22 protein-coding genes are annotated in these 25,377 nt (G+C 72.3%); 13 read left to right on the forward strand and 9 right to left on the reverse strand.

Annotation, left to right across the window (positions count from 1 at the left end; genetic code table 11):
- Positions 1-61: 61 nt before the first annotated feature.
- Both AB0I16_RS19790 and AB0I16_RS19795 read right to left on the reverse strand, forming a co-directional pair.
- Complete coding sequence (locus tag AB0I16_RS19790) at positions 62-2,362, reverse strand: glycosyltransferase family 39 protein (RefSeq protein ID WP_363250725.1); 2,301 nt, start codon at positions 2,360-2,362, stop codon at positions 62-64.
- A gap of 135 nt (positions 2,363-2,497) precedes the next feature.
- A complete protein-coding gene (locus AB0I16_RS19795; protein ID WP_363250726.1) occupies positions 2,498-6,286 on the reverse strand; it encodes a hypothetical protein in 3,789 nt (1,262 codons plus the stop codon).
- Positions 6,287-6,487: 201 nt separating this feature from the next.
- Between AB0I16_RS19795 and AB0I16_RS19800 the strand changes: the two genes are divergently transcribed.
- Positions 6,488-6,994: a hypothetical protein gene (locus AB0I16_RS19800; protein WP_363250727.1), complete on the forward strand. Its 507-nt coding sequence runs from the start codon at positions 6,488-6,490 to the stop codon at positions 6,992-6,994.
- Between the two features lie 31 nt (positions 6,995-7,025).
- On the opposite strand, the gene AB0I16_RS19805 is transcribed toward AB0I16_RS19800, so the two are convergent.
- A complete protein-coding gene (locus AB0I16_RS19805) occupies positions 7,026-7,748 on the reverse strand; it encodes an isochorismatase family protein (protein ID WP_363250728.1) in 723 nt (240 codons plus the stop codon).
- A complete protein-coding gene (locus AB0I16_RS19810; protein ID WP_363250729.1) occupies positions 7,748-8,332 on the reverse strand; it encodes an isochorismatase family protein in 585 nt (194 codons plus the stop codon). The genes AB0I16_RS19805 and AB0I16_RS19810 overlap by 1 nt, the downstream gene beginning before the upstream one ends.
- A 228-nt stretch (positions 8,333-8,560) precedes the next feature.
- On the opposite strand from AB0I16_RS19810, the gene AB0I16_RS19815 reads away from it, so the two are divergent.
- The 6 genes from AB0I16_RS19815 to AB0I16_RS19840 all read left to right on the forward strand — a co-directional run bounded on the left by AB0I16_RS19815 (position 8,561) and on the right by AB0I16_RS19840 (position 15,835).
- Positions 8,561-9,568 (forward strand): helix-turn-helix domain-containing protein, encoded by a 1,008-nt coding sequence (locus tag AB0I16_RS19815; RefSeq protein ID WP_363250730.1) that lies wholly within the window; start codon positions 8,561-8,563, stop codon positions 9,566-9,568.
- Positions 9,569-10,216: 648 nt separating this feature from the next.
- A complete protein-coding gene (locus tag AB0I16_RS19820; RefSeq protein ID WP_363250731.1) occupies positions 10,217-11,254 on the forward strand; it encodes a hypothetical protein in 1,038 nt (345 codons plus the stop codon).
- 70 nt (positions 11,255-11,324) lie between these two features.
- The gene (locus AB0I16_RS19825; protein ID WP_363250732.1) at positions 11,325-12,899 is read left to right on the forward strand and encodes an amino acid permease; all 1,575 of its coding nucleotides are present in this window, start codon (positions 11,325-11,327) and stop codon (positions 12,897-12,899) included.
- Between the two features lie 52 nt (positions 12,900-12,951).
- Positions 12,952-13,752: a GNAT family N-acetyltransferase gene (locus tag AB0I16_RS19830; RefSeq protein ID WP_363250733.1), complete on the forward strand. Its 801-nt coding sequence runs from the start codon at positions 12,952-12,954 to the stop codon at positions 13,750-13,752.
- Between the two features lie 124 nt (positions 13,753-13,876).
- Positions 13,877-15,028 carry a pentapeptide repeat-containing protein gene (locus tag AB0I16_RS19835; RefSeq protein WP_363250734.1) on the forward strand — a complete coding sequence of 384 codons (1,152 nt, stop codon included), beginning with the start codon at positions 13,877-13,879 and terminating at the stop codon, positions 15,026-15,028.
- Positions 15,029-15,085: 57 nt separating this feature from the next.
- Positions 15,086-15,835, forward strand: a complete 750-nt coding sequence (locus AB0I16_RS19840; RefSeq protein ID WP_363250735.1) for a class I SAM-dependent methyltransferase — start codon at positions 15,086-15,088, stop codon at positions 15,833-15,835.
- A gap of 36 nt (positions 15,836-15,871) precedes the next feature.
- On the opposite strand, the gene AB0I16_RS19845 is transcribed toward AB0I16_RS19840, so the two are convergent.
- Both AB0I16_RS19845 and AB0I16_RS19850 read right to left on the reverse strand, forming a co-directional pair.
- Positions 15,872-16,735: an alpha/beta hydrolase gene (locus AB0I16_RS19845; RefSeq protein ID WP_363250736.1), complete on the reverse strand. Its 864-nt coding sequence runs from the start codon at positions 16,733-16,735 to the stop codon at positions 15,872-15,874.
- The gene (locus AB0I16_RS19850) at positions 16,732-17,358 is read right to left on the reverse strand and encodes a TetR/AcrR family transcriptional regulator (RefSeq protein ID WP_363250737.1); all 627 of its coding nucleotides are present in this window, start codon (positions 17,356-17,358) and stop codon (positions 16,732-16,734) included. The genes AB0I16_RS19845 and AB0I16_RS19850 overlap by 4 nt, the downstream gene beginning before the upstream one ends.
- 256 nt (positions 17,359-17,614) lie before the next feature.
- On the opposite strand from AB0I16_RS19850, the gene AB0I16_RS19855 reads away from it, so the two are divergent.
- Together AB0I16_RS19855 and AB0I16_RS19860 are read left to right on the forward strand one after the other, a co-directional pair.
- Entirely contained in the window at positions 17,615-19,045 is a 1,431-nt protein-coding gene (locus tag AB0I16_RS19855; RefSeq protein WP_363250738.1) for a glutamate decarboxylase, read from the forward strand.
- Between the two features lie 80 nt (positions 19,046-19,125).
- Entirely contained in the window at positions 19,126-19,995 is an 870-nt protein-coding gene (locus AB0I16_RS19860) for a class II glutamine amidotransferase (RefSeq protein WP_363250739.1), read from the forward strand.
- A 38-nt stretch (positions 19,996-20,033) separates the two neighbouring features.
- Here AB0I16_RS19860 and AB0I16_RS19865 read toward each other — a convergent pair whose 3' ends face one another.
- Entirely contained in the window at positions 20,034-20,846 is an 813-nt protein-coding gene (locus tag AB0I16_RS19865; RefSeq protein WP_363250740.1) for an SAM-dependent methyltransferase, read from the reverse strand.
- 293 nt (positions 20,847-21,139) lie between these two features.
- Here AB0I16_RS19865 and AB0I16_RS19870 point away from each other — a divergent pair, with 293 nt between their 5' ends.
- Positions 21,140-21,745 carry a dihydrofolate reductase family protein gene (locus tag AB0I16_RS19870; protein WP_363250741.1) on the forward strand — a complete coding sequence of 202 codons (606 nt, stop codon included), beginning with the start codon at positions 21,140-21,142 and terminating at the stop codon, positions 21,743-21,745.
- 51 nt (positions 21,746-21,796) lie between these two features.
- Here AB0I16_RS19870 and AB0I16_RS19875 read toward each other — a convergent pair whose 3' ends face one another.
- Positions 21,797-22,201, reverse strand: coding sequence for a VOC family protein (locus AB0I16_RS19875; protein ID WP_363250742.1), 405 nt, complete (start codon positions 22,199-22,201; stop codon positions 21,797-21,799).
- A gap of 134 nt (positions 22,202-22,335) precedes the next feature.
- On the opposite strand from AB0I16_RS19875, the gene AB0I16_RS19880 reads away from it, so the two are divergent.
- On the forward strand, positions 22,336-23,214 hold the full coding sequence (locus tag AB0I16_RS19880; protein WP_363250743.1) for a LysR family transcriptional regulator: 879 nt from the start codon (positions 22,336-22,338) through the stop codon (positions 23,212-23,214).
- A 131-nt stretch (positions 23,215-23,345) separates the two neighbouring features.
- Here AB0I16_RS19880 and AB0I16_RS19885 read toward each other — a convergent pair whose 3' ends face one another.
- Entirely contained in the window at positions 23,346-23,987 is a 642-nt protein-coding gene (locus tag AB0I16_RS19885) for a hypothetical protein (RefSeq protein ID WP_363250744.1), read from the reverse strand.
- A 139-nt stretch (positions 23,988-24,126) separates the two neighbouring features.
- On the opposite strand from AB0I16_RS19885, the gene AB0I16_RS19890 reads away from it, so the two are divergent.
- Together AB0I16_RS19890 and AB0I16_RS19895 are read left to right on the forward strand one after the other, a co-directional pair.
- Complete coding sequence (locus tag AB0I16_RS19890; protein WP_363250745.1) at positions 24,127-24,429, forward strand: hypothetical protein; 303 nt, start codon at positions 24,127-24,129, stop codon at positions 24,427-24,429.
- 216 nt (positions 24,430-24,645) lie between these two features.
- On the forward strand, positions 24,646-25,209 hold the full coding sequence (locus tag AB0I16_RS19895; protein WP_363250746.1) for a DinB family protein: 564 nt from the start codon (positions 24,646-24,648) through the stop codon (positions 25,207-25,209).
- Positions 25,210-25,377: the final 168 nt, after the last annotated feature.

Here is a 25,377-nt window from a genome sequence, read left to right on the forward strand (position 1 = left end):
GTTCCCCCGTGTTCCCCCGTCCCCCGTCCCCGGGGGCGCTCGGCAGACCCTCGTGGGAGGGTCAGGACTTGGCCGCGTCGGCCGCGGCGCAGTGGTAGAGCTTCCGTGTGCCGCGGTCGTCGGTGTCACCGGCGCCGTAGGTGCGGGGATCGACTTCGGTGCAGGCCGACCGCACCCAGGCGCTGATCCTCGACCTCTCCGCGCCCTCCTCGGTGATCAGCGCGTAGGTGAGGTCCCCCGCGGCGACGAGTTCCCGGTACCGGGTCAGGGTGAGGGCCTCGCCGTGCATGCTGGCCACCGGGAGGACGGGTACGGCTTCGGCATAGATGTACGGGGCCGCGGCCATCGTCGTCTCGGTGGACATGGTGTACTTCGCGGCGCCGTTGTGCCGCTGGACGTAGGCGAGGAGCTTGCTCTCGGCGGCGGTCAGCGTGGAGCGGGTGTCCTGGCTGACGTTCACCGTGCCCGGTCCCCCGCCCGTGTCGGCCGCCTCGCCCGAACCGGTCCCGGCTCCCGGGCCGTCCCCGGTGTCCCCGCCGCTCCCCCCGCCGACGACCCTCCCGGCCGTCACGCCCGTCCCCGCGCCCTCGGGGCGCGGGCCCGCCGACGCGTCGAACGCCGATCCCGCGTAACGCTCGTTCAGTACGGACAGGGACCACGCCGTCGGCGCGGCGAACATGGCCACGCAGCCGGCCAGCAGTCCGACGAGCCCGGCCCGGCGGGCCCTGCCCCGCAGAGGGCCGAGAGCCAGGACCGCGACGAGCGCGGCGACGACGACCACGGGGATGAGCCAGGGCGCGAAGTCCGTGTGCGCGGAGGCCAGGTGGACCGTCCAGCCCGCTTCGGCGGCGATCACCGCGGGCAGCGCCCAGACGCGCCGGCCACCGGGCGCCGCCCGGTGCGCGCGCCACAGGGCGATGGTTCCCGCGGCGGCCAGGGCGGCGAGCGGGGGCGCCAGGACGGACAGGTAGGCGGTGTGGAAGAGGTTGCCGAGGGCGCTGAGCACGAGGGCCGCCGTGGCCAGCCACGTGCCCCACATCAGGTGGCCGGCGCGGCCCGGGTGGGTGCGGGCGGTCCCGCGGTACGCCGCCACTCCCGTGCCCAGGGCGATCACGGCGAGCGGGTACAGCCAGCCGATCTGGGGTGCCATCGGCTCGCGCACCAGCTTGAGCCAGAGGGCGGCGTCGGAGGGAGGCTCAGGGGCGGGCAGCGTGCCGCCGGGCGGCCTGCTGTCGGGTTCGCCGGGGGGCGCGCCGGACGGTGGGGCCGTGGATGGCTGCCGTCCGGCGCCTCCCTTCTCCGCGCCCTCCTTCTCCTGGTCGCTTCCGGGCTGCCCCTGCCCGCCGCTCGCGGGCGGGGCCGTCGGCGCGCTCCGTGCACCGTCTTCGCTGTCGCCCTTGTCCCTGCTCCCGCTGTCGCCCTCGCCCCTCTTCCCGCTGTCGTCCTTGTCCCTGTCCCCGTTGTCGATCTGGGGCATCCCGCCGTCGATCAGTCCGTCGTGCAGGCGGTTGAAGCCGTTGTAGCCGAAGACCATCGCGGCGGCGCTGTCGTTGGTCGAACCGTCCACGTAGGGGCGGTGCTCCGCCGGGGTGAAGGTCAGCAGGGCCACCCACGACAGCGACACCGCCAAGAGCACCGCGCCCGCCGCCGCCAGTTGGCCAAGGCGGCGCCTCAGCCGTACCGGTGCCGCCACGAGGTAGCCGACGAGGAAGGCGGGGACGACGATCCAGGCCTCCATCATCTTCATCTGGAAGCCGATGCCGATCCACAGGGCGCTGAGGAGCAGCGGCCCCAGCCGGGCGGTGCCGACGGCCTTCTGGTACTGGTCGGCGGCGAGCACGAGGCACATGATGAGCGAGGCGTCCATCATCGCGTGGCCGAACATCGAGGCCGCGACAGGCGTAACCGTCAGCAGGCCCGCGGCGAGCAGCCCGGCTGCGGGCCCCTGCCAGCGGCGCACCAGCCGGTACAGCACCAGGACGGAGACCACGCCCATGACGCACTGCGGCAGCGTCAGGGCCCAGTCGTGGAAGCCGAAGACCCGCGCCGACAGCGCCTGCGGCCACAGGAAGCCGCCGATCTTGTCCATGGTGAGGGTCGCCGCCGGGTCGACGGTGGTGAACAGGAACGCCTTCCAGCTCTCGGACATGCTGCGGGCGGCCAGGGAGTAGTACGGGGCGAGCCCGCTGCTGGTGATGTTCCAGGCGTAGAGCAGGGCGGCGAGGGCGGCGATGCCCAGGAGGCCGGGCCTGGCCCAGTGGGGCTGGTCGGGCGGGGAGCGCCAGAACTCCCTGCGGCGGCGCCCCGGCGGTTGGCGTACTGGGGGCGCGGTCGTGCCGGACGTACTCGTCGAAGACGTCATGATCGCAGCAGGCTCCTCGTTCCCGGCGGTACCCGGCAGTGGTCGACCACTCGCTTCTACCGGTCCGTCGTTGTCCGGCGCCGAGGGCCCGGCGCCGGACAACAAGCGCCGGACAACGGCCCACGCGCCCCGCGGTCAACGCCCACAGGCCCGGCGGGGTGGGCGCTGGTGCGGATCGTGCAGGTAACGGGCGCGTTCTCGGGGGGTGAGGTCCCTGCTCAGCGACTTGCAGATCATGCTGATCGCCTCGTCGGTGCTCAGGAGTACGTTCCACAGGCGCAGCGCGCCGTCGCTGCTTCCGGTGACGACGGTGCGGCCGTCGCGGCTGAAGGCCAGGGACCGCACCGGGCCCGCACGCCCCGGGAGCACCGCCTTTTGCAGCCCCGTGTCGGCGTCCCACAGTCGTACCGTCCCGTCGCGGCCGCTGCTGACCACCGTGCCGCTGTCGGGACTGAACGCCACCGCCTGTGTGCTGCGGCGCGCTCCGGGCAGCTCGGCCCGCTTCCGTCCCGTGTGCGCGTTCCACAGCCGCACCGTGCCGTCATCGCTGCCGGTGGCGACGGTCCGCCCGTCCGGGGCGAACGACACCGAGCGCATGGGGGACGTGGTCCGCTCGCGCTCCCCCCGGGCCCTGCCGGTGGCCGTGTTCCACAGCCGCAGGGTCCCGTCGTGTCCGCCACTGGCGACGGTGCGCCCGTCGGGACTGAACGCGACGGACTCCGCGCCACCCCGATGCCCCGGCAGCGCCTTCCGCTGCTCGCCCGTGCGCGCGTTCCACAGCCGTACGGTCCCCTCACGCCCGCCGCCGGCCACCGTGCGCCCGTCGGGGCTGAACGCGACGGAGAGCACGTCCCCCTGATGCCCCGTCAGCACTTTCCGCCGCTTGCCGCTGCCGGTGTCCCACAGCCGTACGGTCCCCTCGCTCCCCCCACTGGCCACCGTACGGCCGTCCGGGCTGAACGCCACCGACCGCACGGCTCCCTCGTGCCCGTCGAGGGTGGTGCGCGTCCCGCCTGTCGCCGCGTCCCGCAGCCGTACCGTCCCGTCGTCCCCGCCGGCGGCGACCGTGCGGCCGTCCGGGCTGAACGCCACCGCGTCGGCGGTGCCCCGGGGCCCGGGCACCGTGATGCGCGCCTTGCCGGTGGCCACGGTCCACAGCCGTACGGCGCCGTCACCGCCGCCGGTGACCACCGTGCTCCCGTCGCGGCTGTACGCCACGGACCGCACCGCGCCCCACTCGCCGCTCAGCACGGCGCGCCGCGCGCCGCTCACCGTGTCCCACAGCCGTACCGTCCCGTCCCGGCCGCCGCTGACGAGCGTACGGCCGTCCGGGCTGAAGGCCAGGGACTCGGCGTCGCGGCGGTGTTCGGTCAGCGTGACGCGGTTCTTGCCGGTGGCCGGGTCCCACAGCCGTACCGTGCCGTCGGCTCCAGCGGTGGCGACGGTGTGCCCGTCCGGGCTGAACGCCACGGCGTTGACCGTGCCCCTGTGCCCGTCGAGCGGGGTGCGTGCCGCGCCGGTGCGCGGATCCCACAGCCGTACGGTGCCGTCGTCCCCGGCGCTCGCCACCGTGCGGCCGTCGGGGCCGAACGCCACGGATTCCACGCCGCCCCGCTGTCCGCGCAGCGTCCTGCGCCGCTCGCCGGTCCCCGTGTCCCACAGGCGTACGGTGCCGTCGCCGCCGCCGGTGGCGACGGTGTGCCCGTCCGGGCTGTACGCGAGGGCCCGTACGCCGCCCCGGTGTCCGGGCAGTGCGCGACGCTGCTTGCCGGTGTCCGTGTCCCACAGCCGTACGGTGCCGTCGCGGCCACCGCTCGCCGCCGTGGCGCCGTCGGGGCTCGACGCCACCGCGTCGACCGCTCCCCGGTGGCCGCGGAGTGTGGTGCCCGCCCTGCCGGTCGTCGCGTTCCACAGCCGTACCGTGCCGTCACGCCCGCCGCTCGCCACCGTACGGCTGTCCGGGCCCATGGCCACCGCGGTCACCTCGCCCTTGTGGCCGGTGAGCCGCTGCTGCAGGGGGCGCGAGGCCGCGGCTATGAGGCTGGTGGTGGCCTCGGCGGTGGGACGGACCCGGTAGGCGTGGACGGCCAGGAGCGAGGCCAGGTCGGACTCGTCGGTGAGGAGGATGGATGCCTGCGCGGCGAGCTGCCGGGACAGGGCGGCGCGCTGTTCCGCGACGGCCTCGCGCCGGTGGCCCTCGCTGATCCGGTACTGGTCCCAGGCGATGAGGCCCGACACCAGCGCGACGACGAGCAGCACGGACAGGGTGACGGTGAGGCCGCGCAGGCGCCGCGTGGTGAGGACCGCCGCCCAGCGCTCGCGGTCCCGGGCCGCGGTGCTCGCGGTCAGGAAGTCCCGCTCCAGCGCGGTCAGCGTGCTGTGGGGAGCGGCGAAGGACTCCTCGGCCGCCGCGAGCCGCGCCCCGCGGTACAGCGCCCCCGGGTCCCGGTGCTCACGGTCCCAGGCGGTGGCCGCCTCGTTCAGCCGCTGGTGCAGCAGCAGCCCCGCGCGGTCCTCGTCGATCCAGCGCCGCAGACGCGGCCAGGCGTGCAGCAGCGCCTCGTGGGTGAGTTCCACGGTGTCGGTGTCCAGGGTGATCAGCCGGTCACGCGCCAGCGCGTCGAGGACCGCCTCCACCTCGGCCCGGTCCGCGTGCAGGGAGTACAGGTCGGCGCGGGCCGGACGGCGCCCGGAGGCGTCCGTGCCCTCCTCGACCGCGACGAGGCGCAGCAGGAGGGCGCGGGCCAGGTCCCGTTCGGCCGGGGTGAACCCGACGTAGACCTTCTCGGCGGTCCGGGCCAGGGCGTGCTCGATGCCGCCCGCCGCCTCGTACCCGGACAGGGTGAGGGTGCTGCCGCGGCGGCGGCGCCAGGTCTCGCGCAGGGCGTGGGAGACCAGCGGCAGCACCGTGGCCCTGCCGGTGGCGTCGGCGATCACGCGGGCGAGGAGGGCTCCCTCCACGGCGCAGGCGGCGCGGGCGGCGGGCCGGCTGATCGCCCGGCGCAGTTCGTCGGTGGTCATCGGCCCGACGAGCAACTGGGCGTCCCGCAGCGCCTCGACGAGGTCGGGGTGGTGCGCGCACCGCGCGTAGAAGTCGGCCCGCACGCCGAGGACGACGCGGGTGCGGCTGTTGGCGGCCCGGGCCGCGGTGAGGAGGGCGGTGATGAACCCGGTGCGCTCCCCCGCGTCGGAACAGAGGGTGAAGACCTCCTCGAACTGGTCGATGACCAGCAGGATCTCGGCCTCGGGCGGACGGTCGGCCAGGGCCTTGAGCACGGTCAGGTGCAGGGCCCTCGGGTCGGCCGTCAGCTCGTGGCGCAGAGCGGTCGCCGAGCCGCCGGCGACGGCGGACAGCCGCGCGGCGCACTCCTCCAGGGGGTGGGCGCCGGGGGCGAAGAGGACGGTGGTCCACGGGGCCCCGTCATCGATGCGTGGCAGCAGGCCGGCCCGCAGCAGCGAGGACTTTCCCGCCCCCGAGGCGCCGAACACGGCGAGGAAGCGCCCGGAGCGCACCCGGCGGACCAGGTCGTCGGTCAGCTCCTCGCGCCCGAAGAACCAGGCGGCGTCCTCCCGCCGGAACGCGGCGAGCCCCGCGTAGGGCCCTCGCCACTCGCGGTCCCCGGCCCCGAGGGTCTCGGCGGCGGCCGCCGCGGTGGCGGCGAGCCGGGCGCTGAGCGCGTGCCACCGCTCCCTCCACGCCCTCGTGTCGCCGCCGCAGGCCCGTACGTAGGCGAGGGTGACCGGCAGACTCGGCAGCCTGCGGCCCGCCGCCGCGTCGGCCAGCGTGGACGACGAGTAGTGGGCGTCGCGTGCGAGCTGCCGGTAGGGCGGGCTGCCCGCCTTCTCCCGCAACCGCCGCAGGTCGGCCGCGAAAGCGGTCAGTTCGCCCCCGTCGTCCTCCAGTGGACGTTCTCCCCGTGGCACAGCCACCACCCCCGGCCCGCCGACGCTCGCAGAGTCATTGTCCAATCCGGTGGACGTAATCCGGGTACCGGATCCGGACAACCCGCTTCCGCCGGAGACCGGATATCCGGGCGGTGTTCCCGCCCGAGCACGACCGGGAAGCCCATTACCCGATAGCCCGCAATCCCAGAAGCACGGCACCCGAGAGGAAAGGCCCTACCGATGAAGAGGACGCTGCCCATGGAGTCGAGGACGCGGGCGCACGTCGTGGACGCCCGGTGGTCACGCCCGGTGGAGGAGTCCGACCACACCTGGTCGTGCCCGGAGGGCTACGTCGTCGTGGGCCGCGAGCACCAGGGAGGCCCCGGCGGCGGCACCCGGTACCGGTACGCGCGCCTTGTCCTCGCCGGGCGGGAACTGACCCTGCGCGACGTCCGGTGGAGCCGCCCGTTCACCGAGGCCGGCGGTGTCCCCCACACGGCGCCGGACGATCACGTTCTGGTGGGCCGGGAGCACATCGGTGACGAGAGCGGTACGACCCGCCACCAGTACGCGCGGCTCATGGCCGGGACGGCGGCCTGTTCGGTGACGCCCGGCGAGTGGTCCCCGGAGCTGACGGAGGAGTGGAGCGTGTACCGGGCGCCGACCGACGCCGTCCTGCTCGGCCGCCGGTGCACGGGGGGCGAGAAGGTCAGGAGCCGGTACCTGCCGGGAATGGTGGAGGCCTGACCGCGGCAGCCGGGGTCAGGCGCGTCCCGTGCTACTTGAGGTCTCGCTGCCTGGGGACCACGACTCCGAAGCGGTCCTGGACCGTGGCGAGGGCGCTCTCGTGGACCTGCCGGGCGGGGATGCCGCGCGGGTTGCCCTTGACCGGGAGGGGGCGGGTCGCCGAGGCGTCGCCGATCACGGTCGGGGCGTAGCCGTTGTAGACGGCGCCCTCAGCCGTGAAGAGGGTGCACATGTGGGTCATGAAGCCGGAGATGATGACGTTCTTGCGGCCGGTCTTCTTGAGCTGGGCGGCAAGGTCGGTGTCGTGGAAGCCGTTGGGGACGGCCTTCTCGACGACGGCCTCTCCCTCGGCCGGCTTGAGGGCCGGGATGATCTGGCCCGCCTTCGACTTGAGGTCGTAGCCCTTCTCCACGACGTGGATGACGGGCGTGTCCGCCTCGCGGGCGCGCTTCAGGAGGGTCCGGGTGTTCTTGACCGCGTCGCGCCAGCCCGTGAGCTCCATCGTGCCGTGGGTGTAGACGTTCTGGTAGTCGACGAGGACGAGCGTCGCGTCGGACAGTTTCGCGGGGGTCTCGTCCAGCTTCATCAGCTCACGCAGCGTCGTGGTGTCCTCGGCGTGGTTCTTCTCGTGGCGCCGGTCGCGGCTGTCGGTTCGCGTCGCGGCCTCGGAACTCCCGCCGCACGCCGTGAGCGTGGCGGCGAGCACGGCGGCGGCGCCCAGGGCGGCGGCCGGACGGAGCAGCGTGGTCCGCATCAGACGATCTCCTTCTGCGTGGCGACCACGACTCCGTACAGGTCGGCGATGGTGGCCAGGGCGCTGTCGTGCACCTGGCGGGCGTCGAGGTCGGTACCGGTGACCGGGAGCGAACGGGTCGCCGTGGCTTCGGCGACGACGGTGGGGCGGTTGCCGTTGAGGAAGGCGCCCTGCGCGGTGAACGCCACGCACATGTGGGTCATCCAGCCGGCGATGACGACGTCCTGGCCCTCGGTGAGGTGCGTGTCGAGGTCGGTGCCGACGAAGGCGTTCGGGACCTGCTTGACGACGACCGGCTCGCCGTCGAGGGGCGCGACCGCGGGGTGGATGCCGCCGATCTCGGCGCGGATGTCGTACGGGGTGCCCTCACCGCCGTCGTTGATGACGTGCACGATGCGGGTGCCGGCCGCGCGGGCCCGCGCCAGGAGCCGCGCGGCGGCGTCGAGGGACTCCTGCCAGCCGTCGAGTTCCATGACGCCCTGGGTGTAGGTGTTCTGGAAGTCGACGAGGATGAGTGTCGCGTCGGCCAGCTTCGCGGGCGTCTGGTCGAAGCCGTTGAGCTCGCGCAGCGTCGTTCGGGACATGGGGAAACCGCCTTCATGGATACGCGGAGACAAAGGGAATGCGCAGTTCGCGACGTTCTGTCGAGCTGCGTCGATCACGCTATGACGGGGCGGACAGGTCGGCAATGACGTGTAACCTGCAGATCCAGACATGCCGGTGGGAGACATGCTCCGGTCCCGACATGCCGGATGCGGGCGCGGCAGGTCCAGGCATGACAGCCCGACCGCCCGACCCGACCGGGGAGACCCATGCCGGACACCGCCGCCTCCGCCAGGCGGTTCATCGTCATCGTGCTCTTCGACGGCGTCGACCTGCTCGATGTCACCGGGCCCCCCGAGGTGTTCTCCCTCGCGGCGCGCGAGACCGACGAGGCGGCGGCCTACGAGGTCGCGCTCGCCGCCGCGACCATGGACCCGGTCACCACGGGGGCGGGCGTACGCGTCCTGCCCGACGTCACCTTCGACGAGGCCGCGCGCCGCAGCATCGACACCCTGCTGGTGCCCGGCGCCGTGGAAGTGGACGAGGAGCGCCGCGTACACCCGCTCGTGGACCCCCGGCTCGTCGAGTGGGTGAAGGTGCTCGCCGCCCGCTCGCACCGGATCACCTCCGTGTGCGTGGGGGCTCATCTGCTCGCCGCGGCGGGCTTGTTGGACGGCAAGCGAGCCACGACGCACTGGTCGACGGCGCAACGGCTGGCCGCCGACCACCCGGCCGTCCAGGTCGACGCCGACCCGATCTTCATCCGCGAGGGCAACGTATGGACCGGGGCCGGGATCAGCGCCTGCCTCGACCTCTCGCTGGCGCTCATCGCCGACGACCTGGGCGAGGCGGTCGCGCTGCGGGTGGCCCGCCAACTGGTGATGTACCTCAAACGCCCCAGCGGTCAGAGCCAGTTCAGCGTCCCGCTGACCCAGGTCTCCACGACCCGCCGCGTCGAGGAGCTGCGCCACCACGTCCTGCGCCACATCACCGAGCCGCTGACCGTGACCGCTCTCGCCGAGTACGCGCACGTCAGCGACCGGCATCTGACGCGCCTGTTCAAGACCGAACTGGGCATGACCCCGCACGCATACATCGAGTCGGTGCGCGTGGAGAAGGCCCGCCACGCCCTGGAGTCCTCGGACGCCACACTCGAACGGATCGCGGCCGACTGCGGTTTCGGCACGGTGGACACGCTGGTACGGGCGTTCCGGCGCCGCCTGAACACGACACCCGGCGAGTACCGGCGCGGGTTCCGGGTGCCTCACTCGCCCTGAGAGCCTGTGGGACATGTGGTTCGCGGCCCCTGGAACCGCTGGGCCGAATCCGTCGAGCCCGGCCGTGACGCCCGTCGGCCGATGCCTGCTCACAGCCAGTGATCAACGTACCGAACTGGCCGAATGATCGCGTGTTCGAAAGGCCGCCATCGGGCCACCCGCGCACGCCCGCGCCACGGGGAACCCGCGTACGGAACCTCGGGTCGGCCTCGGTGCCGTCCGGGCCGGTGGCCCGAGGGCTCGCCCTGACTCCTGCGACCCGTCGCGCATCGCCCCACCGGACCGCACGGCCACCCCGCCTCGCGCTCATCCGGGCAGCCGCACGGCGGAGTTCACGCCTCTCACCAGCCGGAACGGGAACCCCGCCCCGACACCCGTGCGCACGCGGCGACCAGCACCCGCCCGCGGCGGCGCGCCACCCGAGTGCTGCGAGTGGCCCCATGGTTACGTTCGGCGACGTCCCCCCGTCGCGTGTCCGAAAGCCACACCTGAGCAGCCGGACAATCCTGGATTCCCTGGCCATGCGCCTCTCCAGGCACTTAAGTACCTGTCTGGCACTCGATCCGTGCCGCTCACCCCCGCACTCACCCCCACTGCCCCAAGGATTCCTTTTCTCATGGCCCGTCCGTCCGGCCCGCAGGCGCGCTGATGGAGAGTTCGAGCCCCGCCGGCGGCGTGAACCCGGCCGGCCGCGACACGGACCTCTACACCGCCGTACAGGACATCCAGGCCGGATACTGGATGCGCATGCGGCACCTGCTGGCCCGTACCGGCAGCTGGTCGCAGTGGACATCCCGCACCCAGGTCCTCGGCGTCGTCGCGGCCCAGGCCAACGTCGTGGAATTGTGGCTGAAAGAGGAACCGGAAAGCCTCGCGGCGCGCGTGATGTACGCCCGAGTCGCCACCGAACGGGTGCTGCAGGCCCACCGGCGCGACTGGGCGCGTGACTACCGCAAGGCGCGGGACCTGGACGGACTGGTGGCCCGGGCGAGGGACGCCTGCCGTCGGGCGAGCGACGGCAACCCCGACGACGCGGTGCCCTGGATCTGCCGGCTGGCCCTGGCCGAAGCGGACAGCGCTGGACGCTACCCGGAGCATCACGTCGCTCCGCCGCCCCACGAGTACCTGCTGCCCGCCGGGCCGTGGGGCCTCCTGTCGGAAGCGCACCGCAGGGACCCCTTCAACCGCGAGGCGTGGCACCGCATGTCCCAGGCGCTCCAGACCCGCCCCGGCCCCGCGGGCCGGCAGGCCGTCGCGACGGATTTCGCCCGCTGGACGGCTTCCTTCGCGCCGCCCGACTCACCGCTGCTCCTGCTGCCCCTCTACGCCCGTGTGCAGGAACACCGCGAGCGACGGGACAACGGCGGCGCGGTCATGATGAACCTCCTGTGGACCAGGGAGGACACCACCCGGGCCATCACCCGGGCCTTCGAGGGCTGGTTCCGGAAGCGCGAGCCGGCCACCGGTTCCCAGCTGGACCTGAACTACCTCGCCTATGCCCTGGCGAGGGGCGGCTTCGCCGCGTGGGCCGTCGAAGTGTTCACGGCCATCGGCGACTTCGCCACTCCCGCCCCGTGGCTCTACGACCCCCGGTACCCGGAGGCCGAGTGGCGGAAGGCGTTCGAGGAGGACCGAGTCGCCTGCCTCAGGTCCCGCCCGCGGCGAACGGGAGGCCACCACCCGTGACCGCGGACCGACCGGCCCCCCTCGGCCCACCCCACCTGCCCCCCGACTCAGCTCTTCGTGCGGAGAACCCATGACTGCGATGAGAACACCGCGTAAGCAGCGGAACCCGGCCGACAGCGGCGTCGGCCTCGGCACCGACCGCTCCGGCGACCACGGCGTCGACCGCGACGACGAGGACGCGCGCCTCCTCCAGTCGCTGGGCTACACCCAGCAACTCCATCGCCGCATGGGGGCTTTCGGCAACTTCTCCGCCTCCCTCTCGGTCATCTCGATCATGTCGGGGACCCTGCTGCTGTTCGGCTACGGCCTGAACTCCGGCGGCCCCGCGGTGATCACGTGGGGCTGGCTCGCGGTCGGGCCACTGGTGCTGTGCCTCGCGGCGGCCCTGGCGGAGATCACCTCCCGCTACCCGACCAGCGGCGGCCTGTACTACATGGCCCGCCAGCTCGGAGGGGAGCGGTGGAGCTGGTACACCGGGTGGCTCAACCTCCTGGGCCTGCTCGGCGGAATCGCCGCCCAGGACTACGGCATCGCGACGTTCACCGCCGCGTGGCTGAACCTGCAGTTCGACTACGCGCCCAGCAAGGGCTCCCTGCTGGCGCTCTACGCCGTCATCCTCGCCCTGCACGCGGCCATGAACCTCTTCGGCACCCGCCTGATGAACGTCCTGACGTCCTTGAGCGCGTGGTGGCACCTGGGAGGCGCCGTCGTCATCATCGGCTCCCTGGCGCTCGTCCCCTCGCACCACCAGTCGGCCGGCTTCGTGTTCACCGAGTTCACCAACAACACCGGCTGGAGCGCCCCGGCGTACGTGATCCTCCTCGGCATGCTGCTGCCGGTCTTCGCACTGGCCGGCTACGACACCTCGGCCCACCTGAGCGAGGAGACCAACCATGCCTCCGTCGCGGCGGCCCGCGGGGTCTTCCGCTCGGTGGCGGTGTCCTGGATCGCCGGCGGCATCCTGCTGACCACGCTGCTCTTCGCCGTCCAGGACTACACCGCGACCCTGCAGAGCCCGACCGGCGTACCCGTGGCGCAGATCCTCCTGGACGCACTGGGCATGGCGACCGCCAAGGCGCTGCTCCTTGTGATCATCGTGGCCCAGTTCCTGTGCGGCTACACCGTGACCGCCAGCGCCAGCCGGATGATCTACGCCTTCGCCCGGGACGGCGCCCTGCCCGGCTCGGCGCGCTGGAAGAAGGTCAGCCGCCGCACCGCCATCCCCGCCAACGCGGTATGGCTCGCGGTCGCCGTGGCCTTCGTGCTGGCACTGCCGTCCCTGTACTCCGACACGGCGTTCGCGGCCGTGACCGCCATCTCGGTCGTGGGCTTCACCTCCGCCTACGCCATCCCCGTGCTGCTGCGGCTGATCCACCGCGACCGGTTCTCCCCGGGCCCCTGGAACCTGGGCCGCTGGAGCCGGCCGATCGGCTGGATCGCGGTGGTGTGGGCGGCGGCGGTCACAGTGCTGTTCCTGCTGCCGCAGAGCAGCCCGGTCACCGCCGCCACGTTCAACTACACGCCCGTCGCCGTAGTGGTCGCCTTCCTCATAGCCGCCCTGTGGCGGCGCTTCGGCCGCGACTCCTACCACGTGCCGCGCTCCGGCTCCCCCACCGAGGACAAGCAGTTCGAGGGCATCATCTGATGGCGGCGACGGCGCAACGACCGCGACGACAACGACGACTCCGGGGAGTACGGTGACCGACCTGACGGCATCCATCGAATCGGCACGACAGCTCACCGTTGTCTGGCGCGCCCTGGTGCTCGACCGCGATGCGGACGCGGATGTGAGCGACCTCCCCGGCATCGCCGTCCGCTGGGCCGACTGCCGGTTCTCGTTCTACAACTGCGTCACCCTGACCGAACCGGGAGCGGGAGCCGACCTCGCCGCACAACGCCTCATGCAGGCGGCGGACATCATGCGCGCGAAGAAGCACCCGGGCTTCCTGTGGCTCTTCGAGGACCTCCTCGACGCCGAGGCCCGCGCCACGCTGCCCGCGGCGGCCGAGCGGGCGGGCCTGCGGTACGCCTTCCCCGGCACGGGCATGGCCGGAGACCTGCTGCCCGTCCCCGACCCGGTCCATCCCGACCTGACGTTCGTGCGTGTGCGCACCGACGAGCACCTGCGGGCCTGCGCGGACCTCCAGTCACGCGCGTACGGATTCCCGCTTGAGGAAGGCCGCGACGGTCTGACCGGCTCCGCGCTCTGGACGAGCGGGATGTACGCGTACCTGGCGATGCGGGGCGACGTCCCGGTGGCGTGCGCCACGACGGTCGAGGCGGATGGCCGTCTCTTCGTCGCCTTCGTCGCCACCGACCCGCGGTGGCAGCGCAAGGGCTACGGTGAAGCGGTGACGCGCAAGGCCCTCCACGAGGGTGCCGCTGCCACCGGCCTGACCCGCGCCACGTTGCACGCGACCGTGGCCGGGGCGCCGGTGTACCCGCGCATCGGTTTCGAGCCGAACACCCCGATCCGCTTCTTCGACCTGGCGGAGTGATCCCGGAGATCGGACGGGGGCGCCCGGGTGCCCCCGTTCCGCCCGCCGAGCCGGCCGTCCACGTCGCTCGCCCCCCGGCTTCTCTTCTTGATCACCTCGCTCTCGGCACCTACGCTCCACTCCCATGGACATAGGGGGGCCGGCACGCCGTCGTCCGATCGCGTGGCGGCGGGTGGCCGCGGGCACGCTGGCCGCGACGGCGGCGGTCGCCGCGGTGGGCGCGCTGCTGGTCTTCGTACCCGGTGTGGTGGTCGACCACGATCTCGCCGGGGCGAGCTTGGCCGCGCAGGACCGGCTGACCGCGGTGAACGACGTCCGGACGACGCTTCTCCAGGCCGTAGGCGGCATGGTCGTCCTGTTCGGCGCGTACGCCACCTGGCGGCAGGTGCGCGTCAGCCAGGACAGCCTGCACGCCACCCGCGAAGGGTATGTCACCGACCGGTTCTCCACGGCCGTGGACCAGCTCGGCAGCGACAAGGTGGAGACGCGGATCGGTGGCCTCCACGCACTGTGGCGCATCGCCGAGCACTCCGCCCGCGACCGCGACGCCGTCCTCTCCATCCAGGCCGCCTACCTGCGGACACACCTGCCCTGGCCACCCACCGGAGAGCGGGCCCCGGCGGCGGACGCGCCCATCAACGACATCGTGCCGCTGGAGGTGCGGGCCGCCGATGCCCAGGTGGCGCTGACCGGCCTCGGCGTACTGCTGCTGCACCCCCGCGAGCAGACCTGGCTCAACCTCAGCGTCACCGACCTGCGCCGCGCCGACTGCGACGGACTGTGGCTGACCGACGTCAACCTCGACCGGTCCTGCATGGAGGCGGCCGGGCTGTACCACGCCAATCTGACGCAGGCGTCCCTCGTCTCCGCCAACCTGCGGCACGCCGACCTCACCACGGCGATCCTGCGCCGCACCCGCTGTGCCCTGACCGACCTGCGGGGCGCCAAGATGGTCTCGACGGACCTGCGCGACGCCGACTTCGCCGAGGCCGACCTGCGCGAGGCGAACCTGCGCAAGGCCGATGCGGGCGGCACCGTCTTCCGCGACGCCGACCTGCGCCTGGCCGACCTGCGGGGCGCCGACCTGAGCACCGCCGACCTCACCCGGGCCCGGCTGGCCGGCGCCCTGGCCAGTGACCGCACCCGCTGGCCCAACGGATTCGAGCCGTCGGCCGCCGAGGTCGTCCTCACCCACGACCCGGGTCCCGAACCCCCGCCCCTCCTCCAGCCGCCGGGCATCACGACACAGCATCCGCCCTTGCGGTCCATGCCCTGACCAGCCGTCACGAAAATGCGTTGACGTCTCTCGGGCGGTGGTCGAACATCGCTGTCCATGCTGCAGGAAGAGATGTGGGACGACGAGGTCGCCGAAGGCTACGACACCCCCGGTACCGGCGTGTTCGCGCCCGAGGTGTTGGGGCCGACGGTGGACCGCCTGGTGGAGCTGGCCGATGGCGGGCGGGCGCTGGAGTTCGCCATCGGGACCGGGCGGGTGGCGGTGCCGCTCGCGGAGCGGGGAGTCCCGGTCAGCGGCATCGAGCTGTCGAGGCCGATGCTCGACCAGTTGCGTACCAAGGCGGACGAGGCGGCCGTCCCGGTGGTCGTCGGCGACATGGCCACCGCGCGCGTCCCGGGCGAGTTCCAGCTCGTCTACCTCGTCTACAACACCATCTCGAACCTCCTCACGCAGGCCGAGCAGGTCGTCTGTTTCCGGAACGCCGCACGTCACCTCGCGCCGGGCGGGAGGTTCGTCGTCGAGCTGTGGGTGCCCGAGCTCCGCAAGTTGCCACCGGGTCAGCGGGCCATGGTCTGGGAGTCGGCCACGGGGTACATCGGGCTCGACACCTACGACGTCCTGCACCAGCAGGTCGTCTCGCACCACTTCCGGTTCGATGCCGGGGCCGGCCGCGAGGCCCGGTTGCTGCGAAGCCCGCACCGTTACATCTGGCCGAGCGAACTCGACCTGATGGCCGAACTGGCCGGAATGACGCTGGAGTCCCGGCACGCCGACTGGACCGGGAAGGAATTCACCGCGGAGTCGCGTTCCCACGTCTCCGTCTACCGGACGGCCGGCCCGCGCTGACAGGGCGAGGCCGCGATGTCGGCGGGGCGGCAGCTCTCACTGCTGCCCCAGCCCCGCCAGGAACGGCACGACCGCCTCGATGAAGTGATCGTTTCGGTCACCCGCCACCATGTGCCCCGCGTCGGCCACGTCGACGCGCCGCGCGGTGGGGACCCTGGCGCAGAACTCCTCCGCGATGTCTTCGCCCACCACATCGCTGATCCCGCCGCGGACCAGCAGGATCGCCGCGTCGGCGCGGCGCGCGGCGTCGAGGAGGCGTTCCGCCATGCCAGGAGGGTCCATCCGGCCGTCGAAGCTGTCCAGCAGCCGGGGGTCCCAGTGCCAGACCCACCGCTCGCCGCGGCGGCGCAGGTTGTTCCGTATCCCCTCCCGGTCGCTCGGGCGCGGGCGATGCGGCAGATGGGCGGAGACCGCCGCGGCCGCTTCCTCGACAGCGGCGAAGCCGTCCGGGTCGCGCCGCATGAACTCGACGATCCGGCGGACCCCGCGCGGATCGGGCCGGTGGGCGACGTCGACGAGGACCAGCGCGCGGACCGCCGCCCGGGGTGCTTCCCCGGCGGCGAGCAGCGAACTCAGGCCGCCGAGTGAGGCGCCGACGAGTACGGGGCGGTCACCGAGCCCGGCGACGAGTGCCCGGACGTCCGCGGCGAACAGACCGAGGTCGTAGTCCCCGTCGGCCGACCACGCGCTGGTGCCGTGCCCGCGCAGGTCGGGGGCGATGACCCGCCATCCCAGCGCGGCCAGCCCGGGGCCGGTCCGGCCCCAGGCGTGCCGTGTCTGGCCGCCGCCGTGCAGCAGGACGAGCGGAGGCGAGGACTCCTCGCCCCACGTGTCGGCCGTGAGTACGATCCCGCCGTGGCCGGGGAAAGTGCGGGGGTGCGGTCGCCCGTCGGCCGTCATCGCGTGCCCCGGTCTCGGAGCGGTGCCAGCAGTTGGTCACGGCGCGGGTCCGTGGCGGCAGCGGCGAGGGCGACGTCCAGCGCGAACAGCGCACGCGCCAGGAACCGGCCGTCGTCGATCGACGCGGCCACCCACTGGTGGAGCGCGCCCAGGCACGCGTTGCTGACCACGGCGGCCAACGCGTCGGTGTCGATGTCGGCGCGCAAAAGGCCCTCGGCGCGTGCGTCCCCCATCGCCCGGCGGAGGTGGGTGTGCGGACTGCGGTCGAGCATGAGGCCGCTCCCCTGCCAGGCGCGCACCATGCGGCGCGACACGACCGGGTCGTCCACGAACAACTGGACGGTCGCCCTGACGACCTCCCGCGGGCCACCGGCTCCCGCGGCGGCCAGGCGGCGTTCGAGTTCGTCCGTGAAACCGGCGGCGAGCGCCTCCCAGACCTTGTCGCGCGGTCCGATCAGGTTGTACACGGTGGCCGGGGAGACTCCCGCTCGCTCGGCGATCCGCTCGGTACTGGGCACCGATCCGGGGCTCTCCCGCAGGAGTTCGCGCGTCGCCTCAAGAATCCGAGAGCGCCGCAGGGCCTTGTGCTGCTCGCGCAGGCCCCGACCGTCGACTGTCCGCATACGCGCCGCCCCTTCGCCTGAACCGTACCGAGACCGGCCGAGACCGGCCGAGCCCGAACCGAATGACGTGTCCCTTTTTATAGAGTACTCAAACTTTAGAGACCTCTCTAGACCTGTCCGCACCCGGTTGGGCCCGGTTGGCCCCGGTCGGCGTCGGTTGGGCCAGGTGGATTCCCCGCACGGCGGCGGGAACTGCGAACAACGTGTGTGCCCGGCCGCCGGAAGAGGCCACGGACGAAGCGAAGGTGAAACCCGTATGCCCGTGCAGCAGCCCCACCCCGATCGCGGCGAGAGCCGGGACCTGGAGATCAACCCGGTCTTCAGCCGCGAGCCCCTGCGGGTGCCGCGGTACGCGCTGCCGGAGCGCGAGATGGAGCCGGATACCGCCTACCAGGTGATTCACGACGAGCTGATGCTCGACGGCAATGCCCGGCAGAACCTGGCGACCTTCGTCTCGACATGGGCGGAGCCGCAGGCGCGACGTCTGATGAGCGAGTGCGTCCAGAAGAACATGATCGACAAGGACGAGTATCCGCAGACGGCCGAGCTGGAGCGCCGGTGCGTGCACATGCTCGCCCGGCTGTGGCACGCGGAGGCCCCCCAGCAGGCGACGGGCTGCTCGACGACCGGGTCGAGTGAGGCGGCGATGCTGGGCGGCCTGGCCCTCAAACGGCGCTGGCAGCACAAGCGCCGCGCCGAGGGCAGACCGGCCGACCGGCCCAACCTCGTCATGGGCATCAACGTGCAGATCTGCTGGGAGAAGTTCGCCGACTACTTCGAGGTGGAACCGCGCTACGTGCCCATGGAGGGCGACCGCTACCACCTCACCCCCGACAAGGCGGTCGAGCTGTGCGACGAGAACACCATCGGTGTCGTCGCCGTGCTCGGCTCCACCTTCGACGGCTCCTACGAACCCGTCGCCGACATCGCCTCGGCCCTGGACGAACTGCACTCCCGTACCGGCCTGGACATCCCCATCCACGTCGACGGTGCCTCCGGGGCGATGATCGCCCCGTTCCTCGACCAGGATCTCGAATGGGACTTCCGGCTGCCGCGGGTCGCCTCCATCAACGCCTCCGGCCACAAGTACGGCCTGGTCATGCCCGGCGTCGGCTGGGCCCTGTGGCGCGACAGAGACGCCCTCCCCGACGATCTGGTCTTCCACGTCAACTACCTCGGCGGCGACATGCCGACCTTCGCGCTGAACTTCTCCCGGCCCGGCGCGCAGATCGTCGCGCAGTACTACAACTTCCTGCGTCTCGGCTTCGACGGATACCGCAGGGTGCAGCAGACCTGCCGCGACGTCGCCACCCGCCTCGCCGGTGAGATCGCCGGGCTCGGCCCGTTCGAGCTGATCACCGACGGCAGCCGGCTCCCGGTCTTCGCCTTCCGGATGCGCGACGGCGTCGACCACTTCAGCGTCTTCGACGTCTCCGCCGCGCTGCGCGAGCGCGGCTGGCTGGTGCCCGCGTACACCTTCCCCAAGGACCGTACCGACCTTGCCGTCCTGCGCATCGTGGTCCGCAACGGCTTCAGCCACGACCTGGCCGACCTGCTCCTGGAGGACCTGCGCCGTGTTCTCCCCCGGCTGGACCAGCAGGGCGAGCCCCACCGCGGCGAGGACGACGCGGGCGGCTTCGCCCACGGCGCGGAGACCAAGAACCCCGGCCGCCCCGGCCGCCACTGACCCCACCGCGAACGCCGCACCGCCGGGGCCCGCACACGCGGCTGCGAACGCGGCGGCCGTCCGGCGAGCAAGGAGGACCCATGTGCCGTCTGTTCGGCCTCAGCAGCGCCCCGCGGCGCACCGTCGCCACGTTCTGGCTGCTGGACGCCCCCGACAGTCTCAGCAAGCAGAGCCACCACGACCCCGACGGCACTGGCCTGGGCTATTTCACCCGGGACGGCACTCCGCACGTCGACAAGGCGCCGATCGCCGCCTACCGGGACCGCGCCTTCGCCGAAGACGCCCGCCAGGTGGAGTCCACGACCTTCCTCGCCCACATCCGCTTCGCCTCCACCGGCGGCCTGGAAGCCCGCAACACCCACCCCTTCGAGCAGGACGGGCGGCTCTTCGCCCACAACGGAGTCATCGAGGGCCTCGACCGGCTCGACGACCACCTCGGCCGGGACCGCGCACCGGCCATGGGCGACACCGACTCCGAGCGGTTCTTCGCCCTCATCACCCGGGAGACCCGCGACCACGGCGGCGACGTCGGCGCCGGCATCGAGCACGCCGCGCGGTGGATCGCGCGGAACCTGCCCGTCTACGCCCTCAACCTCATCCTCACCACACCTGACCAGATGTGGGCGCTGCGCTACCCCGACACCCACGAGCTGTACGTCCTCGAACGTCCGCCGGGCGGGCACCACGGCACCCGGCACCTCGACCACAGCGGCAGCGACGGGCACCTGCGCGTCCACTCCACCGAACTGGCCGGACACTCCTCAGTCGTCGTCGCCAGCGAACGCATCGACGACAACCCCCACTGGCGCCTCATGGACCCGGGCGAACTCCTCCACGTCGGCCCGGGTCCGCACACCACCCGACGCGCCATCCTGCCCGATCCGCCCTCGCACCAGCTCACCCTCGACGACCTGCGCCCCGAGGCCGCCGCATCGCAGAAGACGGCCTGAAGAAGGCGCGGCAGGGTCCCCGGGGGGGCGGCGAGGCGTCAGGGCTTCACGGCCACCGCACCGAACTGCGGGAGCACGTCGGGGGACTCCGACCCGGCACGCCATCGCGAGCACGACACGAGACCGGGGGCCAGGAGGTCGAGTCCCTCGAAGAACGCGCTGATCTCCGCCCGGGTCCGGGCGGTGATCGGTGGCGTGGCGTTCGCGTTCCAGAACTCCATGGCCTCGACGTTGCCCTCGCCGCCGAGGTCGGTGTCGGTGGTGGGATGCGTCATGACGAGGTAGCTGCCGGAGGGCACCGCGGCCATGATCCGGCGTACGGTGTCCAGCGCCTGGTCCGTGTCGAGGATGAAGTTGAGGATGCCCAGCATCATGACCGCGACGGGCCGGTCGAGGTCGAGCGTCGCCGAGGCGCCCTCGATGATGGTGTCCGGGCGGTGGACGTCGGCGTCGATGTAGTCGGTGGCGCCCTGCGGGGCGCCGACCAGCAGGCTGCGGGCGTGCACCAGGACGATGGGATCGTTGTCGACATAGACGATCCGGGACTCGGGCGCGACTCTCTGGGCGATCTCGTGGGTGTTCTCCAGGGTCGGCAGTCCGGTGCCGATGTCCAGGTACTGCCGCACTCCGCGCTCGGAGGCCAGGAATCGGACCGCGCGGCCGAGGAATTCGCGGTCGGCGCGGGCCACGTCCCGGATCACGGGAAACACCGTGGCGACCTGGTCACCGACCTGCTGGTCGACCTCGTAGTGGTCCTTTCCGCCGACCCAGTAGTTCCACACCCGTGCGTTGTGCGCGACCCCGGTGTTCAGCGTGTCCGGCACAGCAGACGGGTACTGGTTGACACTCACGTCTTTTCCCTCTCCGCGCGCACGCCTGGGACGTCTGTCCTGGGTGCGCGGCCTTCATGGCGACATTGCAGCGTGTGGCCATTGTGGTGGCCATGGGCCGCGGTGTCCGGGGATTCGGCTGTTCCGGAGGAGAGAGGGGGACAGCCATCACGCGCGACCGACGAGCTCGCGACCGACGAGTTCGCGGCCGACGAGTTCGCGGCCGACGAGTTCGCGGCCGACGAGTTCGGGGCCGATGAGTTCGCGGCCCGCCACCGGTCCAAGTTCATGACACCTCAGGAAAGGACACCACCATGTCGGAACTTCTCGTCGACTTCATCACCTCCCTCGACGGTTACGCGTCGGGAGAGGGCTGGCCCGGCTTCTGGGGCCTTGAGGGCCCGGAGTACCTCGCATGGCTCGGCGAGCAGCCCGAGGCCACCTACCTGATGGGAGCGAACACCTACCGCCTGATGTCGGGCTTCGCCGCAGGCGAGGTCCCCAGCGACCAGGACGAGTTCCGGCCCGAGGAGGAGGCGTCCGTGGACGAGCTCACGCAAGCGTCCAAGGTGGTGTTCTCCTCCTCCCTCAAGGAGCCGCTGACCTGGGCCAACTCCACGCTCGTCCGTGACGACGCCGTCGAGGCGGTCCGCGCCATGAAGTCCAGTGGCTCGGGGCTCCTCAGCACGATCGGCAGCCTCAGCCTGTGCCGGTCCCTCCTGCGGGCCGGGCTCGTCGACCGCTTCCGGGTCGTGATGTTCCCGGTGATCACCGGGGCCACGGGCGAAGAGCGCATCTACGACGGCTATCCGGACGTCGCCCTGGAGATGACCGGGCACCGCACCTTCGACGGCCGCATCCAGCTGGTCGAGTACAGGCCCAGCGTGCTTGAGCACCCGCCGCTCGGCGCCCCCGCGTGACGCCGTCCGGCGGCGCCGGCCCGGGCGGCACCGCCAGGCCGCCGGCCGGCGTCAGGAGGCCGGACCCTGGGCGTCCTGCGGGTACCAGCGCAGCTCGATCGTGTTGCCGTCCGGGTCCCGCACGTAGAGGGAGAGCGCGGTGCCCCGCGCGCCGAAGCGCTCGCCCGGGCCGTCCACCACTGTGAAGACTCCGGAGTCGATGACCTCCTGCCAGTCGAGCGGCTCGACCACGAGGCAGATGTGGTCGACGTTGGTGCCCGCGGGCCGGCCGCCGGGACCCGTGACGAGGTCGATGATCGTGGTGGGGCTGACCCGTACGGAGGGGAAGGGGGCCTTGCCCGCCCGCCACTCCTCCACCCGTACGGGTTCGAGCCCCAGCGGGCCGGTGTAGAAGGCGAGCGAGCGCTCGATGTCGGCGACGTTCAGGACGAGGTGGTCGAAGGCGATCACGCGCATGGGGGACTCCGTGGGTGCGGGGCGCCTGCGGCGCCCGGGGTGGCTTCGGGCCGGTGAGTCCAGCATCGCCGAGCCGCCATCGATCGGTCCAACGCATGCTTGTCATGTGATCCATCGCGTTTCACGATGGGTTGATGGACCTTCAGCAGATGAGGTACGTCGTCGCGGTGGCGGAGACCGCGAGCTTCACCCGTGCCGCCGAGCGGTGCCACATCGTCCAGTCCGCGCTCAGCCACCAGGTGGCCAGGCTGGAGAAGGAGCTGGGCGCGAGGCTCTTCGAGCGGACGAGCCGCCGGGTGCGGCTGACCGTCGCCGGGGAGGCGTTCCTGCCCGCCGCCCGCCAGGCCCTGGAGGCGGCCGAGCGGGCGCGGGCGGAGGTGGCGGCGGCCACGGGCGAGATCCGGGGCCGGCTGACCCTCGGGACGATTCCCACGGTGGCGGCCGTCGACCTTCCGGCGGTGCTGCGGGACTACCGCGGGCGCTATCCGCAGGTGCGGATCAGTCTGCGGACCGCCGCCAGCGAACGCCTCGTCGAGCAGGTGCGCGACGGCACGCTGGACGCCGCGTTCCTCGGGGTGCCGCCCGGCTTCCGGGCGCAGGGGGTCAATGACCGGCAGCTCGCGCACGGCGAGCACGTCGCCGTGGTAGCGCCGGACCACCCCCTCGCCGGGGAGCGGGAAGTCGACCTGCCCCGTCTGGCCGAGGAGGTGTTCGTGGACTTCGCGGCAGGCAGCGCCGCCCGCGCCCAGTCCGACGACGCGTTCACCGCGGCCGGACTGCGGCGCGAGGTCGCCTTCGAGGCCGGCGTCGAACTCATGGCCCGGCTGATCCGCCTGAGCCTCGGCATCGCGCTGCTGCCCGCGGCGTTCGCCGCCGGACTGCACGGCCTGCGGTGCGTGCCGGTCCGCGAAGGCCCGGTGCGGGTCGAGCGCCTCATCTGGAGCCGGTTCACCCCCTCCCCCGCGGCCGCGGCGTTCCTCGCCCTGCTGGACGCTCCCGGCTCGGACGGCTAGGCACTGTCCGGCGGCTCACGGGCGGAGCCATGGCCTGATGGCCGCGACCGTGCCGGTGCCGGTGCCGGTGCCGGTGCCGTGGAGGATGTGGGCCCTGGTGCCGCAGCGGGTGGCGCCGGCCCGGGAGTCCTTCACTGGCCCGCCAGTCGCGCCAGCCATGGATGCCCGGGATGTACGCGCGTCAGCCACCGGCTGAGCGCATCGCGCCGCGCCCGGCTCAGCAACGGCAGGACCCCGTCGAAGTCCGCCTGGTCCTTGGGCCGTGACGCCTTCGCCTTGAACAGGAGCACCAGCTCCGGTACCAGATACGGGATGCCGTCCGCGGTCCGCTCGATGATGGCGTCATACGGCAGCCGCAGGCTCTCGTCCCGTCGGCAGATCCACGTCCCGCCCTCATGCGGCTCACGGAAGACGTCGACCAGGAACTGGCCGCTCACCGGATCCCGCAGCCACGTCTGGTGCGTGGCCGCGAGCACATCGGCCCCTGCCCTCGCCCAGACCCGTCCCGAGCCCACCGCGTCGAACACGTATCGGGGAAAGCGGTCCCGTACCTCCGCGAACCCCGCCGCGGGCACCGCGATCTCCAGATCACCGTGGGGCCGCGACTCGCCTCCGCGGAACAGATCCAGCGCCCACCCCGCGACGACGCACCAGGGCACACCGACGCCGGCCAGCCGCTCCGCAACCTGCTCCGGCCGCCAGGCATGGGCCCACCGAGCCTCCAGTTCACCCGCATCAAGGACAGCGCCGCCGGGCGGCATGGCATCGGTCATCGGACCAACATATCCGTCCTCACTCATAGGCCACGATCACGGCCTGCGCCCGGTAGTTCTCCCGGAACCTGACACGATGGGCTCCGGACACCGGCGCGCCCCCAGGACGACCCGACGGCTGGGTCAGGACCACAACACCGTGAAGAACAGCACCTTCCAGGGCATCTCGGGTGACCCGGTACGCCTGCGGCGCAGCAGCAGCGACAACCTCATCGACCGCAACCAGTTCCGCCGGTCGGGAACGAACGCCATGGTCTCGTACTGGGTGCACGCCTCGGACGGCAGCTTCGCCTGCGGCGCCCGGAACGCGGTCACGAACAACACCTACAGCACCATGTCCGACGAGACGAGACCCGGCATCATCGTGACGAGTGGCGCAGACGACGGCATGGCCTCCTGCCGCACCGCGATCCCCACGGAGAGCGGGAACTCACCGGCCTGACCAGCCCTGCGGTGATCGCTGCGGCCCGAGCCCTCGCGGTGCGAGCTCCGTGTAGACCAGGTTGTGGTCGGAGACGAGCGACATCGACCGAGGTGGCCCGGCCTGTGAGGTCCACCACGCCGGGGACGGCGGGCGCCCGCTCACTCGGTTCGTCCTCCCGCCGCCCGGTGTTGCTGAGGCCCGTAGCCGGGTCTCCCTGGTCTGTAGAGTGCGGAGATGACGAGAAGCGAGCGGCTCGCGGAGCAGTTGGACCGGCACTGGCGCACGAACCTGCGGCCGCGGCTGGACGGTCTGACGGATGACGAGTACTTCTGGGAGCCGGTGCACGGCTGCTGGAGCATCCGCCCACGTGGCGGGACGGCCGCACCGATGTCGATGGGTTCCGGGGAATGGACCATGGACTCCGCACCCACCGCCCCGGAGCCGGCGCCGGTGACCACCATTGCCTGGCGGATGGCGCACGTCATCGTCTCGTGCCTGGGCTACCGGGTCGGATGGCATTTCGGCGGCCCGGACATCGACATCAAGACATTCGCCTACGCGGGAACTGCTGACGAGGCGCTGAAACAGCTCGACGAGATGTACGGAAGATGGAACACAGGGGTCCGCGGACTCGCGGACGCCGACCTGGACAATCCGCCCGCGGTCGGTCCCGAGCGGCCTCCCATGGAAGTCATCATCATGCACGTCAACAAGGAGCTGATCCATCACGGCGCCGAGATGTCCCTGCTGCGCGACCTCTACCGCTGGCAGGACGGAACCGTATCGCGCCGCATATGACGTTCCGGTGACGCGGCAGTCGGGCTGGTCCAGGCCCGCTCGCGGTGGTGCGGGCGTGGGTACTTCACACCCCGAGCCGTCCGCCAACAGGCTCAGCCCTGCGCCTGCGCGTCGTCCTTGCCCAAGGGCGGCAGTGTGCCGTGAGCGGGCAGGCGGGCCGAGGCGCCG

The sequence above is a fragment of the Streptomyces sp. NPDC050703 genome (genome assembly GCF_040654435.1).
In the GTDB taxonomy this organism is placed as follows: domain Bacteria; phylum Actinomycetota; class Actinomycetes; order Streptomycetales; family Streptomycetaceae; genus Streptomyces.